This window comes from Actinopolymorpha sp. B9G3 (assembly GCF_040120725.1).
Lineage (GTDB): Bacteria > Actinomycetota > Actinomycetes > Propionibacteriales > Actinopolymorphaceae > Thermasporomyces.
Genome location: NZ_JBEEAB010000005.1, coordinates 173,415 through 186,785 on the forward strand (window position 1 = coordinate 173,415; position 13,371 = coordinate 186,785).

The window sequence follows — 13,371 nt, forward strand, 5'->3', positions numbered from 1 at the left end:
ACTAGCAGGACGCCGGCCGTTTTGCGTACTGTCGGGGACCATGATCCGCGTGATGGTCGTCGATGATCACCCGATGTGGCGCAACGCGGTCGCCCGCGATCTCAGCGAAGCGGGATTCGACGTGGTCGCCGAGGCGGGAGCCGGTGAGGAAGCGCTGCGCCGGGCGGAGGCCACCAGACCCGACGTCGTGGTCCTCGACCTGCAGATTCCGGAGCTCGGTGGCGTCGAGGTGACGAGGCGGCTGTTGGAGGCCAACTCCGGCAGCCGCGTCCTCATCCTCTCCGCCAGCGGGGAGCAGGGCGACGTCCTCGCCGCGGTCAAGGCGGGCGCGACCGGATACCTCGTCAAGTCCGCCTCCCCGGAGGAGTTCGTCGACGCCGTACGCCGAACCGCCGACGGCGACGCCGTCTTCACCCCGGGCCTGGCCGGGCTGGTGCTGGGTGAGTTCCGCCGCCTCTCCGGTGCCTCGCGGGTCGCCGAACCCGTCGCGCCCCAGCTCACCGAGCGGGAGACCGAGGTCCTGCGACTGGTGGCCAAGGGCCTGAGCTACCGGGCCATCGCCGACCGGCTCGTCCTCTCCCACCGCACGGTGCAGAACCACGTCCAGAACACCCTGCGCAAGCTGCAGCTGCACAACCGGGTCGAGCTCGTCCGCTACGCCATGCAGAGTGGCCTCGACGACGGCGAACCCGACGAATCACCCGACGTCTGACACCGGATCCCCGCCCTGCCGACGGGCCATCAACTGCCGGGTCTAGGCTCGACGTCGACCTGTTCTTGCGGTCTTTGTTCTGTCATTGCGAAGGGACCTGTCCATGCGCGTTGGTGTCCTCACCGGGGGTGGCGACTGCCCCGGCCTGAACGCGGTCATCCGGGCCGTCGTCCGTAAAGGCGTCGGGGAGTACGGCTATGAGTTCCTCGGCTTCCGTGACGGCTGGCGCGGCCCCCTGGAGAACGTCACCAGCGAGCTCGGCATCCCACAGGTGCGTGGAATCCTTCCGCGGGGTGGAACCATCCTCGGTTCCTCGCGTACCAACCCGTTCAAGGTCGAAAACGGCGTCGAGCGCATCAAGGACAATCTGGCCTCGGGTGGCGTGGACGCGTTGATCGCCATCGGTGGCGAGGACACCCTCGGGGTGGCGACGAAGCTCGCGGAGCTGGACGTCAAGGTCGTCGGCGTACCGAAGACGATCGACAACGACCTGGGCGCCACCGACTTCACGTTCGGGTTCGACACCGCGGTCAACATCGCGACCGAGGCCATCGACCGGCTCCACACGACCGCCGAGTCTCACCACCGGATCGTGGTCGTGGAGGTCATGGGCCGCCACGCCGGCTGGATCGCGCTGCACTCCGGCCTCGCGGGCGGCGCCAACGTGATCCTCATCCCCGAGCAGCCGTTCGACATCGACAAGGTGGTCGAGCACGTCGAGAGCCGGTTCCGTACCAACTTCTCGCCGATCATCGTGGTGGCCGAGGGCGCGACGCCCAAGGAGGGTACGCACGCCCTGCACAGCGAGGAGCTCGACGCCTTCGGGCACGTCCGCTTCGGCGGGATCGGTGACCTGGTCGCCAAGGAGCTGGAGAAGCGCACCGGCAAGGAAGCTCGGGCGGTCGTCCTGGGCCACACCCAGCGCGGCGGCACGCCCACGGCGTTCGACCGCTGGCTCGCCACCCGGTTCGGGCTCCACGCGATCGAGGCGGTCCACGACGGCGACTTCGGCAAGATGGTCGCCCTCCGCGGCACGGAGATCGTCCGCGCTCCGCTGGCCGACGCGACCCGCGAGCTGAAGGTGGTCACGCCGGACCTGTACGCCGAGGCGGGGGTCCTGTTCGGCTGAGCGCCGACCCCCTACCGGTAACCTTGCCGGGTGAATTCCCGTCAGAAGTGGCGGGCGCTCCCGGCCGCCCAGCAGCCGGAGTGGCCTGACCCTGGTGCCGTGGACGCCGCGGCCGCCCAGCTCCGTACCTTCCCGCCGTTGGTGTTCGCGGGCGAGTGCGACTCGCTCAAGGCGAGGATCGCCGACGTCGCCACCGGCAAGGCGTTCTTCCTGCAGGGCGGCGACTGCGCCGAGACGTTCAACGGGGTGGGCGCCGACGCGCTGCGGAACAAGCTGCGCACGATCCTGCAGATGGCGGTCGTCCTCACCTACGCCGGCAGCGTGCCGGTCGTGAAGGTGGGCCGGATCGCCGGACAGTACGCCAAGCCGCGGTCGAAGCCGACCGAGACCCGGGCGGGAGTGGAGCTGCCCGCCTATCGCGGCGACGCGGTCAACGGCTTCGCGTTCACACCTGAGGACCGGGCGCCCGACCCGGACCGGCTGGTGCGTACCTACCACTCGTCCGCGGCCACCCTCAACCTCGCCCGCGCGTTCGTCATCGGTGGCGAGGCCGACCTGCGGCAGGTGCACGCCTGGAACACCGACTTCGTACGCGACAGCCCGGTGGGGGAGCGCTACGACCGCATGGCCCGCGACATCGACCGGGCCATCTCGTTCATGCACGCCTGTGGTGCAGACCCGGCCGAGTTCCACTCGGTCGACTTCTACGCGAGCCACGAGGCGCTGCTGCTCGACTACGAGGACGCGCTCACCCGGATCGACTCCCGCACCGGAACGCCGTACGACTGCTCCGGTCACTTCCTCTGGATCGGCGAGCGCACCCGCCAGGTCGACGGCGCGCACGTGGAGTTCGCGAAGGGGATCCGCAACCCGGTCGGGGTGAAGCTCGGCCCGACGAGCACACCCGAGGACGCCCTGGCGCTCATCGACGCGCTCGACCCTGATCGCGAGCCGGGCCGGCTGACGTTCATCACCCGGATGGGTGCGGGGAAGGTCCGCGACGCCCTGCCGCCGTTGGTGGAGAAGGTCACCGCCAGCGGGGCGACCGTCGCGTGGGTGTGCGACCCGATGCACGGCAACACCTTCGAGACGCCCAGCGGCTACAAGACCCGGCGCTTCTCCGACGTGATGGACGAGGTGGAGGGCTTCTTCGAGGTCCACAGGTCACTCGGCACAGTGCCGGGCGGCCTGCACGTCGAGCTCACCGGTGACGAGGTCACCGAGTGCGTGGGTGGCGGGCATGCGCTGGAGGAGGCCGATCTCGTCCACCGGTACGAAACCGTGTGCGACCCGCGCCTCAACCGTGCGCAGTCGTTGGAGCTGGCGTTCCTCGTCGCGGAGATGCTGCACCGGGCGTGAGAACCTCACGCCCGGTGGCATGACGAGGCGGAGCTCAGCTCCAGAGCCGGTCGCGGAGGAGTTCGCCGTCCCAGGTCGAGGAGTCGGCGAAGAACGTCGTGTCGGCGGGGTCGAGGTGCTCGCGGAACAGCTCCTCGTTGATGTCGTCGAATCCGAGGCCGGGTTTGTCGGGCACCGCGATGTGCCCGTCGTCCTCGACGAGCGGGTTGGGCAACCCCGTCACGAGGTCGCTCCAGAACGGGATGTCGGCCGCGTGGTGTTCGAGCGCCAGGAAGTTGTTGGTCGCCGCGGCGATGTGCACGCTCGCCAGGGTGGCGATCGGCGTGCCGGCCATGTGCAGCGCCATCGCGACGCCGTGCTCCTCGGCGAGGTCACCGATCTTCTTGGTCTCGAGGATGCCACCGGAGGTGGCCGGGTCGGGGTGCGCGACCCGGATGGCCTCACGTTCGAGCAGCGGCCGGAAGTTCTCGGCGAGGTAGATGTCCTCGCCGGTACAGGTGGGCGTGTTCAGCTGGGTGGTGAGTTCGCGCCACTGCTCGGTGAGCTGCCACGGCACCATGTCCTCGAGCCACGCTAGGGTGAACGGCTCGAGCGCATGGCCCACCCGCAAGCAGGAGTTGACACCGATGTGGCCGAAGTGGTCGACCGCCAGCGGGATGTCGTAGCCCACGATGTCGCGCACGGTGGAGACGTGCGCGGCGAGGTGTTCGGCACCCTTCTCGGTCACCTGGATCCCGGTGAACGGATGCATCGTCGCTCTTGACTCGCGTGCACCCGGTGGGGCGATGAGGGCGCCGGGCACGTCCCAGAGCAGGTCGATTCCCACGTCACACTTGAGGAACTGGTAACCACGCTTGCGCCGGGCGAGGAGCCGTTCGCCCAGCACGGTGGGGTCCGGCGAACGTGGCGTGTCCGCGTAACAGAGCACCCTGTCGCGGAACTTCCCGCCCGCGAGAGCGTACGCGGGTACGCCGTACGCCTTGCCGGCAAGGTCCATCAGCGCCATCTCGACCCCGCACACGCCACCGGCCTGACGTGCATGGTGGCCGAACTGCTTGACCTTGCGGAACAACTTGTCGACGTTGCAGGGGTTCTCGCCGAGCAGTCTCGCCTTCAACAGCAGGGCGAAGGTCTTGCTCGCGCCGTCGCGTACCTCGCCGAAACCCGCGATCCCCTGGTTGGTGTCGATCCGGATGATGGTCGAACGGAACGGAACCCCCACCAGGGTGGCGATCCGCAGATCGGTGATGCGCAGGTCACTCGGTCGGGAATGGGTGGTGACATTGTCCAGCAGCTGCTCGGGATCCTCGGTCACTGCTGCTGCTCCTTCTTCCACTGCTGGAAGTCCTCCTCGATGTGGTCCGGCCAGGTGCCGACGTCGATCTCGGCGCTGGTGTAGACGCCTTCGGCGAGGCGGAGCTTTCCGAACACGTCGCGGGTCCGGATGTTCTCACTGGACTCGGCGACCTTCTCGGCGAGGTGCGGCGGAATGAAGACCAGCCCGCTCGGCGTACCGAGGACGACGTCGCCGGGCAGCACGGTCGCCTCCCCGATGCGGACCGGGATGTTGATTCCCGCGAGGGTCACGTGCCGGATCGGTGTCGGATCGACGTCCCGGAAGAAGAAGTTGACATCCTTCAGCTCCACGATTCCCTGGTAGTCGCGGATACCACCATGGATGACCGCTCCGACTCCGGTGCGGGCGGCGACCGCCGTGCTCAGGTTGTCGCCGACGACCGTGCCCTCCTTCACCTTGCCGAAGATGTCGGTGACCATCACGTCGCCCTGCTGCAGCGTCTGGATGATCCAGGAGTTCTGCTTGTCGGGGGCGAGATGGCCCTCCCGTGCCCCCGCCGTGACGGTTGCCGCGTCGTAGTCGGGCCGATGCGGAAGGAACTGTGACGTCACCGCCCGGCCGACGAGGATCGTGCCGGGATGGGTCTCGCGCCATCCACCGGCGAACTGGCGATCGTAGCCCGCGCGCAGCAGGGTGCCCCACGCCTCTTCCGTGGTGGCGAGTCGGAGCCGGTCGAGCACGTCGTCGGGAACCCGCGGTCGGCCGTCGGCGAAACGCTCGCCCGACCACTCACGGGTGAGCTCGATGAGGTGGTCAGGGGTGGGTTGGATGCGCATGAAAAGAAGGGACCTCCGTAGTCGGTCGTCGACGCTTCAGCATCTCACGCGGCCACGGACGACCCCTCGGTCTTCCGAGATCGGTCACGATGTCGGGGTCGACGAGCCTGGCGTCGCAACCAGCTCGACTGCGGAACGAAACTTTCGCAGGCTTCGGTCCGTGCACACGCTCGGACGAACATGTCGATCTCTTATGGAGGTCCATGCGCCCAGCGCATGAACACCTTCCGGACTTCAGGTGTGTTGCCGCGAAGTATGGCCTCGACCTGCTGAGTTGCGGCCGCTTTACCAAAGGATCTGGTAATTACGCGCCGGGGTCACTATGGTGACGCCACCCAGTGTGGATCCACCCCCGACAGTTCGAAAGTTTCGTCGATTGGCCCGCTCCATCCTCACTGAACAGACGGCCACTCGGTTAGCCCGGCTGGTGCGTACCCAGTGAGTCGGACGGCCTCGACGCCTGAAGGTGTACGTGAGAGGTGTGCTCATGGAACGTCCAGCGAGCTTGGATCGCCGTCGATTCCTCGCCCGAGCGGGATTGGTGGGCGCGGCCCTTGCCGTACCCGGCGTGGCGGCGTGCCGGACCGAGGCAAGTAAGACGAGAAACGCTCCGCCGCAGGCATCGAACGCGTCGGTGCCGAAGAAGCTGCTCGACGAGGCCAAGGACTTCGAAGGCCAGACGACCCGCACGTTGTCGACGCGGCAGTACTTCGACAAGGCGAACACCGCAGTGGAGAACATCCTCCAGACCTTCGCCAAGGACACGAAGACGACAGTCAAGAACGCCACGTTCAATGCCGACGAGGGCAACTTCGTGGCCAAGCAGCAGGCTGCCGTCAGAGCCGGCAACGTCGCGGACATGGCTTCGGTCGACGCGGGGCGGTTCGTCTCGCAGATGCAGGAGCTCGACCTCATCGAGGACGTGACGGACGTCGTGGACGAGCTGGTGGCACAGCACGGGCCCGCCGGCGGTACCGCTGAATACGCCTTGGTGATCGACGGCAAGTGGTGGGGAATCCCCTTCTACACCATGGGTTCCGGCGTGTTCGCGCGCAAGGACTGGCTGGAGGAGAAGGGCATCGCCTACGAGGACATCAAGACCTTTGAAGACGCCCGCGACGCGGCTCTCGAGATCTCCAACCCCGACCAGCAACGCTACGGCTGGGGTCTCACCGTCAACCGCGGCGGTGACGCCAACGGACTCGTCGAATCGCTGATCAACGCCTACGGTGGCGGAATCAGCGATGACGAGGGCGGGAAGGTCGTCTTCAACTCTCGGGAGACCATCGAGGCCGTCCGCTTCCTGTCCGAGATCTACACCTCGGACAAGTACAAGCCGATGCTGCCACCCGGTGTCATGAGCTGGACCGACACGGGCAACAACGAGGCCTATCTCGCCGGGGTCACCGGTTTCACGCTCAACTCCTACAGCATCTATGCCGAGGCCATGACGACCGGCAACGCCGTCCACCCGGTGACGTGGACCTTCCCGGGGTTCGCTGGACCGGCGACCGACGTCTCGCTCACGACGGCGGGAGTCATGGCGTTCGTGATCTTCAAGGGCGCGAAGAACCCCGACCTTGCCAAGATCGTGGCGAAGTACCTCGCCTCGGGTGATGGTCTGCTCCCGTTGGCGAAGGACGCCGGTGCGTTGGTCTACCCGGCATACGAGAAGGTCTGGAACTCCGACCCCTTCTACCTCGAAGGGGACCCGATCTTCAAGCCCACTTACGAGTTGGCCACGAAGGAGCTGCCGATCGAGACCACGACGGGCTACCACTTCCCGCAGGACGCGAGTCCAGGTCGAGGAGCCGTCGGGCAGGCGTACATCCTCACCGACATGATGGGCGAGATCATCCAGAAGGGTGTCGAGGTCGAGGCCGCCGTGGAGAACGCCCACAAGCGGATGGTCCAGGCGTTCGAGCAGCTGGGGTTCAAGCAGTGAGCAGTGCGCTCCGTGAAGTCCGTCCTGCACGTCCACAGTCAGGTGCGGTCGTCAGGACTCGGCGGCTCCTCGGTGCGGACTGGCGGGTGGGTTACCCGTTCGTCGGCCCGATGGTGCTGCTGTTGGTGGGCCTGATCGCGATCCCGTTCCTCGACGCGATCAGGCTCAGCTTCACGGCCCGCCATGGCGCCGACAACGTTTTCGTCGGGTTCGACAACTACGTCAGGTTGTTCGGCGACCCGTTCTTCGGTCGTTCGGTGTCCAACACGATCGTCTACACCGCCTACTCCGAGGTCTTCAAGGTGAGCGCCGGGCTGATCGCGGCGCTTCTCCTGCACAACCTCAGGAAGGGGCGGTCCCTGGTCACGGGGCTCGTCCTCCTGCCGTGGGTGATCCCCACGGTGGTGGCCGCGGTGAGTTGGCGGTCGATCTTCGACCCACTGTTCGGCAGCTTGAACTACCTGCTGAACCAGCTTCACCTGGGGCCGTTGCTCGCCGACCTTCATGTGCTGCCGCAGTGGCCGACGACCTGGCTCGCAGACCCGGACCTCGCGATGGCGTCGGTGGTGATGGTGAACACCTGGAAGGGGATTCCCTTCTTCACCATCAACTTCCTCGCCGGCCTGAAGGCGATCGACAGCCAACTGTACGAAGCGGCCGCGGTCGACGGCGCGTCGGCGTGGCGAAGGTTCATCCATGTCACACTGCCCGGCCTGAAGTACGTCATGCTGGTCACGGTGTTGCTGTCGACGATCTGGACGTTCAACAACTTCGACTCGGTGTGGTTGCTCACCCAGGGCGGCCCGGCCGGCTCGACAGCGTTGTACACCATCTTCGCCTACCAGACAGCGATCCAGCAGCTCCAACTCGGCCTCGGCTCGGCCGCGGCGGTGATCCTGCTGCCGTTCACCGCGGTGCTGATCTTCGTCCTCGCACGGTACCTGCGCGGCGGTACGGGCACGGGCAACGGCGATGGCATGGTCGCGCGGTTCTTCGCACGGATCAGTCGGCCTATCCTCTGGACGGTGGGGGTGGCCTTCACGGCTCTGTTGGTCAAGCTCGACCCACAGCTCTTCGTGAAGGCGGCTGTCGGGGTGGCGATCCTCATCGGCTTCGGTATCGGATGTGCCAAGGCCTCGGAGGTGCTGACGCAGGTCGGCAACAAGGGACTGAGCGGCAACCGCCTCGGGCGAGTTCCGTTGTGGATCGCGCTGGCGGGCCTGCTGTTCTTCGTTCTGGCGCCGATCTACTGGATGATCATCACGGCGTTCAAGACGGACCTGCAGATGACCAGCCGGGTCAGCATGCTCTGGCCGACGCCGTGGACCAGCGACCAGTTCTTCAACCTGCTGGCGGAAAATCCGTTCGGCACATGGTTCCGCAACACGTTGGTGGTGGCCCTGGTGACCACTGTGGTTGCGGTGAGCGTGGCGGCGTTGGCGGCGTACGCCCTTGCCAGGTTGAGGTTCCGTGGCGCACCGACGATCACCGGGTCGGTCCTGCTGACCTATGTGATGCCGGGCGCCCTGCTGTTCATCCCCCTCTACGGGATCGTCAGCAACCTGCACCTGATCGACAACCTCGGAGCGCTGTTCCTGACGTATCCGACGTTCGCGTTGCCCTTCGCCTGTTGGTTCCTCATGGGCTACTTCCGGGGAATCCCGTTCGAGCTGGAGGAGGCGGCGATGACCGATGGTGCGACCAGGATGCAGGCGTTCCGGCTGATCATCCTTCCGCTCGCCAAGCCGGCGTTGTTGGCGGTCGGGCTCTTCACACTCACGAACGCGTGGAACGAGTTCCTGTTCGCCTTCGTGTTCCTCACCGACGAGAGCCTGAAGACGCTTCCACTCGGTCTCCAGCAGATGATCGTCGGCGACATCGTGCCGTGGGGTCAACTCTCGGCGGCGTCGATCCTGATCAGCGTCCCGGTGGTGCTTGCCTACGCCTACGCACAGCGGTTCCTCGTCGAGGGTCTCTCCGTCGGCGCCGTGAAGGGATGACGGTGGCCCTGGGGTGACAGGGCGGTGGCCACGACGGCATCGGTTACGGTGCCGTCGTGGCCACTCAGACTTCCCAGGACGTGATCGACCTCCGCAGCGACACGGTCACCACACCGACCCCCGGCATGCGGACAGCGATGGTGCGGGCGGAGGTCGGCGACGACGTCTATGCCGAGGATCCGGGTTGTCGTGGCCTGGAGGAGCGGGTCGCGGACCTGCTCGGCAAGGAGGCCGCGCTCTTCACGGTCACCGGGACGATGGCCAACCTGCTCGCCGTCCGTTCGTTGGTGCGACCTGGCGAGGAGGTTCTGTGCGAGTCACGGGCCCACATCGCCCGGGCCGAGTTGGGGGCACACGCGGCGATCTTCGGCATCACCACCCGCACCTGGTCCCATCCACGCGGCCTGCTCGACCTCGGTGCCGTGCAGACGCTGCTGGCGCCCAAAGCCGGTCCGTACTTCGTGTCGACCGCGGGAGTGTCGGTCGAGAACACCCACAACTTCGGCGGCGGCAGCATCCAGCCGCTGGATCCCCTCCGCAAGCTGCGCGCCATCACGCGGTCGGCCGGTGTCGGCGTCCATCTCGACGGTGCCCGGTTGTGGAACGCGAGCGTGGCGACCGGTACACCACTCGGCGAGTACGCCGCTCTCGCCGACGTGGTCTCAGTGTGCCTGTCGAAGGGGCTGGGTGCTCCGGTCGGCTCGCTCGTGGCCGGTACGACGGACCAGATAGCCGAGGCCCGGGTCTGGCGCAAGCGGCTCGGTGGGGGATGGCGGCAGGCCGGCGTCCTGGCGGCCGCCGGATCGTACGCACTCGACCACCACGTCGAGCGGCTCACCGAAGATCACGCCCATGCGCGGGCCCTCGCCGAAACGCTCGCCGACGCCCGCCGGGGCCTTGTCGACCTGGCCGATGTCGAGACCAACATCGTGGTTCTCGACATCGCGGGTTTGGGACTGGCCGCGGGAGACGTAGCTCTGCAGGCGCGCGCCGAAGGGGTCCTGGTGTCCGTGCTCGGCCCGTCGACGATCCGGCTCGTCACCCACCTCGACGTCGACGCGGACGCGTGCAAGCGGGCCGGTGACGTGCTCGCCCGCATACTCGCGGAGTAAGTGACCAGCGGAGGTCCCACCCATGTCGGACGTCATGTCAGCTGTCGCTTCCCTGCCCAAGGTCGAGCTTCATCTGCACCTGGTGGGTTCCGCGTCCGTCGAGACGGTGCTGGAGCTGGCGCGTCGCCACCCGGACGCCGGCGTTCCCACCGAACGAGCCGCGCTGGCGGCCTACTACGAGTTCCGCGACTTCCCACACTTCCTGGCCGTCTACGGCGTCGTGAGTGGCCTCGTCCGCACCAGCGCTGACATCGTCGCCCTGGTCGTCGGGCTCGCGCGCGACGCGGCCCGCAACAACGTCCGGTATGCCGAGGTCACCGTCACGCCGACCTCGCACCTGCGGGCCGGGATCGCCCCGGACGAGCTTGCCGAGGCGCTCACCCAGGGCCGCGAACTGGCGGCGGCGGAGCACCGTGTCGGCCTCAACTGGATCTTCGACATCGCCGGAGGCGAGGGCCAGCGGAGCGGATGGGAGACGGTGGCGTTCGCCCTGCGGCATCGCCCGGCCGGCCTGGTCGCGCTGGGCCTCGGCGGTCTGGAGGTGGGCGTCGGACGGGCGCAGTTCCGCCGGCACTTCACTCTCGCCCGCGAGGCTGGACTCGCGAGCGTCGTGCACGCGGGAGAGACGACGGGACCGGCCAGCGTCTGGTCGGCGATCCACGACCTGGGTGCGGCAAGGATCGGGCACGGGATCGGTGCGGTCTCCGATCCGCGGCTGCTCGACCACCTGCGGGAACGCCGGATCACCGTGGAGATGTGCCCGACATCCAACGTCCGGACGAGGGCGGTGGCGTCCTGGGAGGTCCATCCGTTGCCGAGGTTCCTCGACCACGGTGTGCCGGTCACCCTCTCGACCGACGACCCGGGGATGTTCGGTGCGCAGCTGAACGACGAGTACGTGCGAGCCGCCACCGTCTTCGGGCTGACCCAGGCCTGCCTTGTCCAGATCGCTCGCACCGGCGTTCGAGCCGCCCTGTGTGAGGAGCCGCTGCGTGAGCGCCTGCTGGCGGAGATCGACGCGGTAGCTGCCGGACCCCAGGTCTCCACGAGCGAGCCCGTGCGTCGGGGCGCGCCCTAGCCACCTAGCCCGCGGCCGTGGGGGACCGGTTGAGCATCCGGGGGAACTGACGTACGGCGGAGGCGAGCTCACGCAGCTCGGCTCCGGCCAAGGACTGGCGCCCGTCGACGAGAGCGTTCTCCGGGTCGGGATGAACATCGACCAGAAGCCCGTCGGTGCCGACCGCGATGGCCGCCCGGGCGAGCGGCACCACCAGGTCGCGCCGGCCGCAGGCGCGGGACGGGTCGACAATCACCGGCAGGTGGGAGAGTTGCTGGGCGAGCGGAATCGCCCCGAGATCGAGAGTGGCGGTGGTCGCGGTCTCGAACGTACGGATCCCGCCCTCGCAGAGCACGATGGCGAGGTTGCCGCGCTGGGCGACGAACTCCGCCGCCATCAGCCACTCGTCGACCGTGGCCTGCCGGCCGCGGGTGAGCAGGACCGGCCGGCCGGATCGACCCACGCTGTCGAGGAGCGGGAGGTTCTGCATGTGGGCGGCGCCGACCTGGAGCAGATCGGCGTAGGACGAGACGAGATCGACGTCACCGGGGTCGACGACCTCGACCGCGATCAGCAGACCGGTCGTGTCGCGGACGTTGGCGAGCACCTTCAGCCCCGCCTCGCCCTGGCTCGGGAAGCCCGGCGGCAGCGTTCGTGCGTTGTGCACGCCCCCACGAAGGACTGTCGCGCCGGCGGCTGCCGCCAGCCGGGCGGCTCCCAGGGCCTGCTCCGGGCTCTCGATGGCCGGCGGCCCGGCGATCAGCGTGAACGTGCCAGGCCCGATCGAGACCTGGTGTCCGGGCGGACCGATCTGCACGACAGAACGTCCCGTGTGCGCCTGGGCGCTGACGAGCTTGTAGGGCGCTGACACCCGCAGCACCGTCGAGACTCCCGGCATCACCGGCAGGTTGAGTTCGTAGCAGTCCGCGGCGTCGCCCACCACGCCGATGATGGTGCGCAGCACCCCTCGACTGACGAATGCCTGGCTGCCCGTGGACTCGATCCGTGCGACGACCGCATCGACCTGTTCCTCCGGTGCGCCCGGCGCCATGACGACCACCATGACAGGTGGGCCTCCCATACCACTAGCGGCGGACCTGCGTGCCGCTCGAGGAGTGGAGCGTATCCGTGCGCTCTCACCTACTGGCATGGTCGTCCGGGATCCGGACGCGCCTGATGGTCACAATCAGGCCACGTGTCCCTTGCCACGTTGGACAGGCGCGCAGTGGTGAACCCCTAACAATGCTTGACGAATCAACGACTGACGCCGGCCGGAGGGACTGGCGCCGGTCAGAGGGGAGGGCCCTCGCCGGTCTCCTCCTGATGGGAGTAGCGCCGCCCAGTCCACGGGTCGCCGGAGTTGTGGTAGCCGCGTTCCTCCCAGAACCCGCGCCTGTCCTGGGTGAGGTACTCGATCTGACGGAGCCACTTCGGGCCCTTCCACGAGTACAGGTGCGGGACGACGAGCCGGAGCGGGCCACCGCGTTCGGGCTCGAGCGGACGGTCGGCGACGTGGGTGGCGAGCAACGACCCCTCGGCGGCGAAGTCGGCCCGCGTCAGGTTGGCGGAGTAACCGAACTGCGCCCAGGCCATCACGTAACGTACGTCCTCGCGTGGCGGAATCAGGTCGAAGAGCGCCGTGGTGGGTATGCCCGACCAGCACAGGTCGAGCACGGTGTGACCGCTGACGCAGTGCAGATCGGCGTGTACCCGGACCCGCGGAAGGGCCTCGAGAGCGGCCAGACCGAGCAGATGGTCGTGGCCCGAGGCCGTGGCACCGCTGATCCGGAGGTCCCAGCCGCCAGGGTCGGTACGCCGGGGAACCGGCCCGTAGTGGGAGACCCGCCACTCACTGGCGACGCGATGGCCCGCCGGAACCCCGCGACGGACGTCGATCTCCGTCACGGTGCTCGTCGTGCCGTCT

Annotated in this window: 11 protein-coding genes; 7 read left to right on the forward strand and 4 right to left on the reverse strand. The window is 67.8% G+C overall.

Translation table 11 applies throughout. From position 1 onward, the window contains the following. Positions 1-40: 40 nt before the first annotated feature. The 3 genes from ABNF93_RS11425 to ABNF93_RS11435 all read left to right on the forward strand — a co-directional run bounded on the left by ABNF93_RS11425 (position 41) and on the right by ABNF93_RS11435 (position 3,200). Complete coding sequence (locus tag ABNF93_RS11425) at positions 41-712, forward strand: response regulator (protein ID WP_349327918.1); 672 nt, start codon at positions 41-43, stop codon at positions 710-712. Positions 713-815: 103 nt separating this feature from the next. Then, on the forward strand, positions 816-1,841 hold the full coding sequence (locus ABNF93_RS11430) for a 6-phosphofructokinase (protein WP_349327919.1): 1,026 nt from the start codon (positions 816-818) through the stop codon (positions 1,839-1,841). 30 nt (positions 1,842-1,871) lie between these two features. Then, entirely contained in the window at positions 1,872-3,200 is a 1,329-nt protein-coding gene (locus ABNF93_RS11435; RefSeq protein WP_349327920.1) for a class II 3-deoxy-7-phosphoheptulonate synthase, read from the forward strand. A 34-nt stretch (positions 3,201-3,234) separates the two neighbouring features. Here ABNF93_RS11435 and ABNF93_RS11440 read toward each other — a convergent pair whose 3' ends face one another. Together ABNF93_RS11440 and ABNF93_RS11445 are read right to left on the reverse strand one after the other, a co-directional pair. Continuing rightward, positions 3,235-4,515, reverse strand: coding sequence for a mandelate racemase/muconate lactonizing enzyme family protein (locus ABNF93_RS11440; RefSeq protein ID WP_349327921.1), 1,281 nt, complete (start codon positions 4,513-4,515; stop codon positions 3,235-3,237). Continuing rightward, positions 4,512-5,333 carry an RraA family protein gene (locus ABNF93_RS11445; RefSeq protein ID WP_349327922.1) on the reverse strand — a complete coding sequence of 274 codons (822 nt, stop codon included), beginning with the start codon at positions 5,331-5,333 and terminating at the stop codon, positions 4,512-4,514. Before ABNF93_RS11445 ends, ABNF93_RS11440 begins: the two co-directional genes overlap by 4 nt. 487 nt (positions 5,334-5,820) lie before the next feature. On the opposite strand from ABNF93_RS11445, the gene ABNF93_RS11450 reads away from it, so the two are divergent. From ABNF93_RS11450 to add, 4 genes are read left to right on the forward strand one after another with little or no spacing between them, the layout of a single operon-like run. After that, positions 5,821-7,278, forward strand: a complete 1,458-nt coding sequence (locus tag ABNF93_RS11450; protein WP_349327923.1) for an extracellular solute-binding protein — start codon at positions 5,821-5,823, stop codon at positions 7,276-7,278. Then, a complete protein-coding gene (locus ABNF93_RS11455; protein WP_349327924.1) occupies positions 7,275-9,278 on the forward strand; it encodes an ABC transporter permease in 2,004 nt (667 codons plus the stop codon). The genes ABNF93_RS11450 and ABNF93_RS11455 overlap by 4 nt, the downstream gene beginning before the upstream one ends. Positions 9,279-9,334: 56 nt before the next feature. Continuing rightward, positions 9,335-10,390, forward strand: a complete 1,056-nt coding sequence (locus ABNF93_RS11460) for a threonine aldolase family protein (protein ID WP_349327925.1) — start codon at positions 9,335-9,337, stop codon at positions 10,388-10,390. Between the two features lie 22 nt (positions 10,391-10,412). Next, positions 10,413-11,468, forward strand: a complete 1,056-nt coding sequence (add, locus tag ABNF93_RS11465; protein WP_349327926.1) for an adenosine deaminase — start codon at positions 10,413-10,415, stop codon at positions 11,466-11,468. Between the two features lie 4 nt (positions 11,469-11,472). On the opposite strand, the gene aroF is transcribed toward add, so the two are convergent. Both aroF and ABNF93_RS11475 read right to left on the reverse strand, forming a co-directional pair. After that, complete coding sequence (gene aroF / locus ABNF93_RS11470) at positions 11,473-12,510, reverse strand: 3-deoxy-7-phosphoheptulonate synthase (RefSeq protein WP_349327927.1); 1,038 nt, start codon at positions 12,508-12,510, stop codon at positions 11,473-11,475. A 227-nt stretch (positions 12,511-12,737) separates the two neighbouring features. Further along, positions 12,738-13,352 (reverse strand): molybdopterin-dependent oxidoreductase, encoded by a 615-nt coding sequence (locus ABNF93_RS11475; protein ID WP_349327928.1) that lies wholly within the window; start codon positions 13,350-13,352, stop codon positions 12,738-12,740. Positions 13,353-13,371: the final 19 nt, after the last annotated feature.

What these genes read in the sequence shown, in the direction of transcription:
- aroF (WP_349327927.1), bottom strand. Translation starts at nt 12,510, where the DNA reads ATGGTGGTCGTCATGGCGCCGGGCGCACCGGAGGAACAGGTCGATGCG.
- ABNF93_RS11425 (WP_349327918.1), top strand. Translation starts at nt 41, where the DNA reads ATGATCCGCGTGATGGTCGTCGATGATCACCCGATGTGGCGCAACGCG.
- ABNF93_RS11445 (WP_349327922.1), bottom strand. Translation starts at nt 5,333, where the DNA reads ATGCGCATCCAACCCACCCCTGACCACCTCATCGAGCTCACCCGTGAG.
- ABNF93_RS11430 (WP_349327919.1), top strand. Translation starts at nt 816, where the DNA reads ATGCGCGTTGGTGTCCTCACCGGGGGTGGCGACTGCCCCGGCCTGAAC.
- ABNF93_RS11450 (WP_349327923.1), top strand. Translation starts at nt 5,821, where the DNA reads ATGGAACGTCCAGCGAGCTTGGATCGCCGTCGATTCCTCGCCCGAGCG.
- add (WP_349327926.1), top strand. Translation starts at nt 10,413, where the DNA reads ATGTCGGACGTCATGTCAGCTGTCGCTTCCCTGCCCAAGGTCGAGCTT.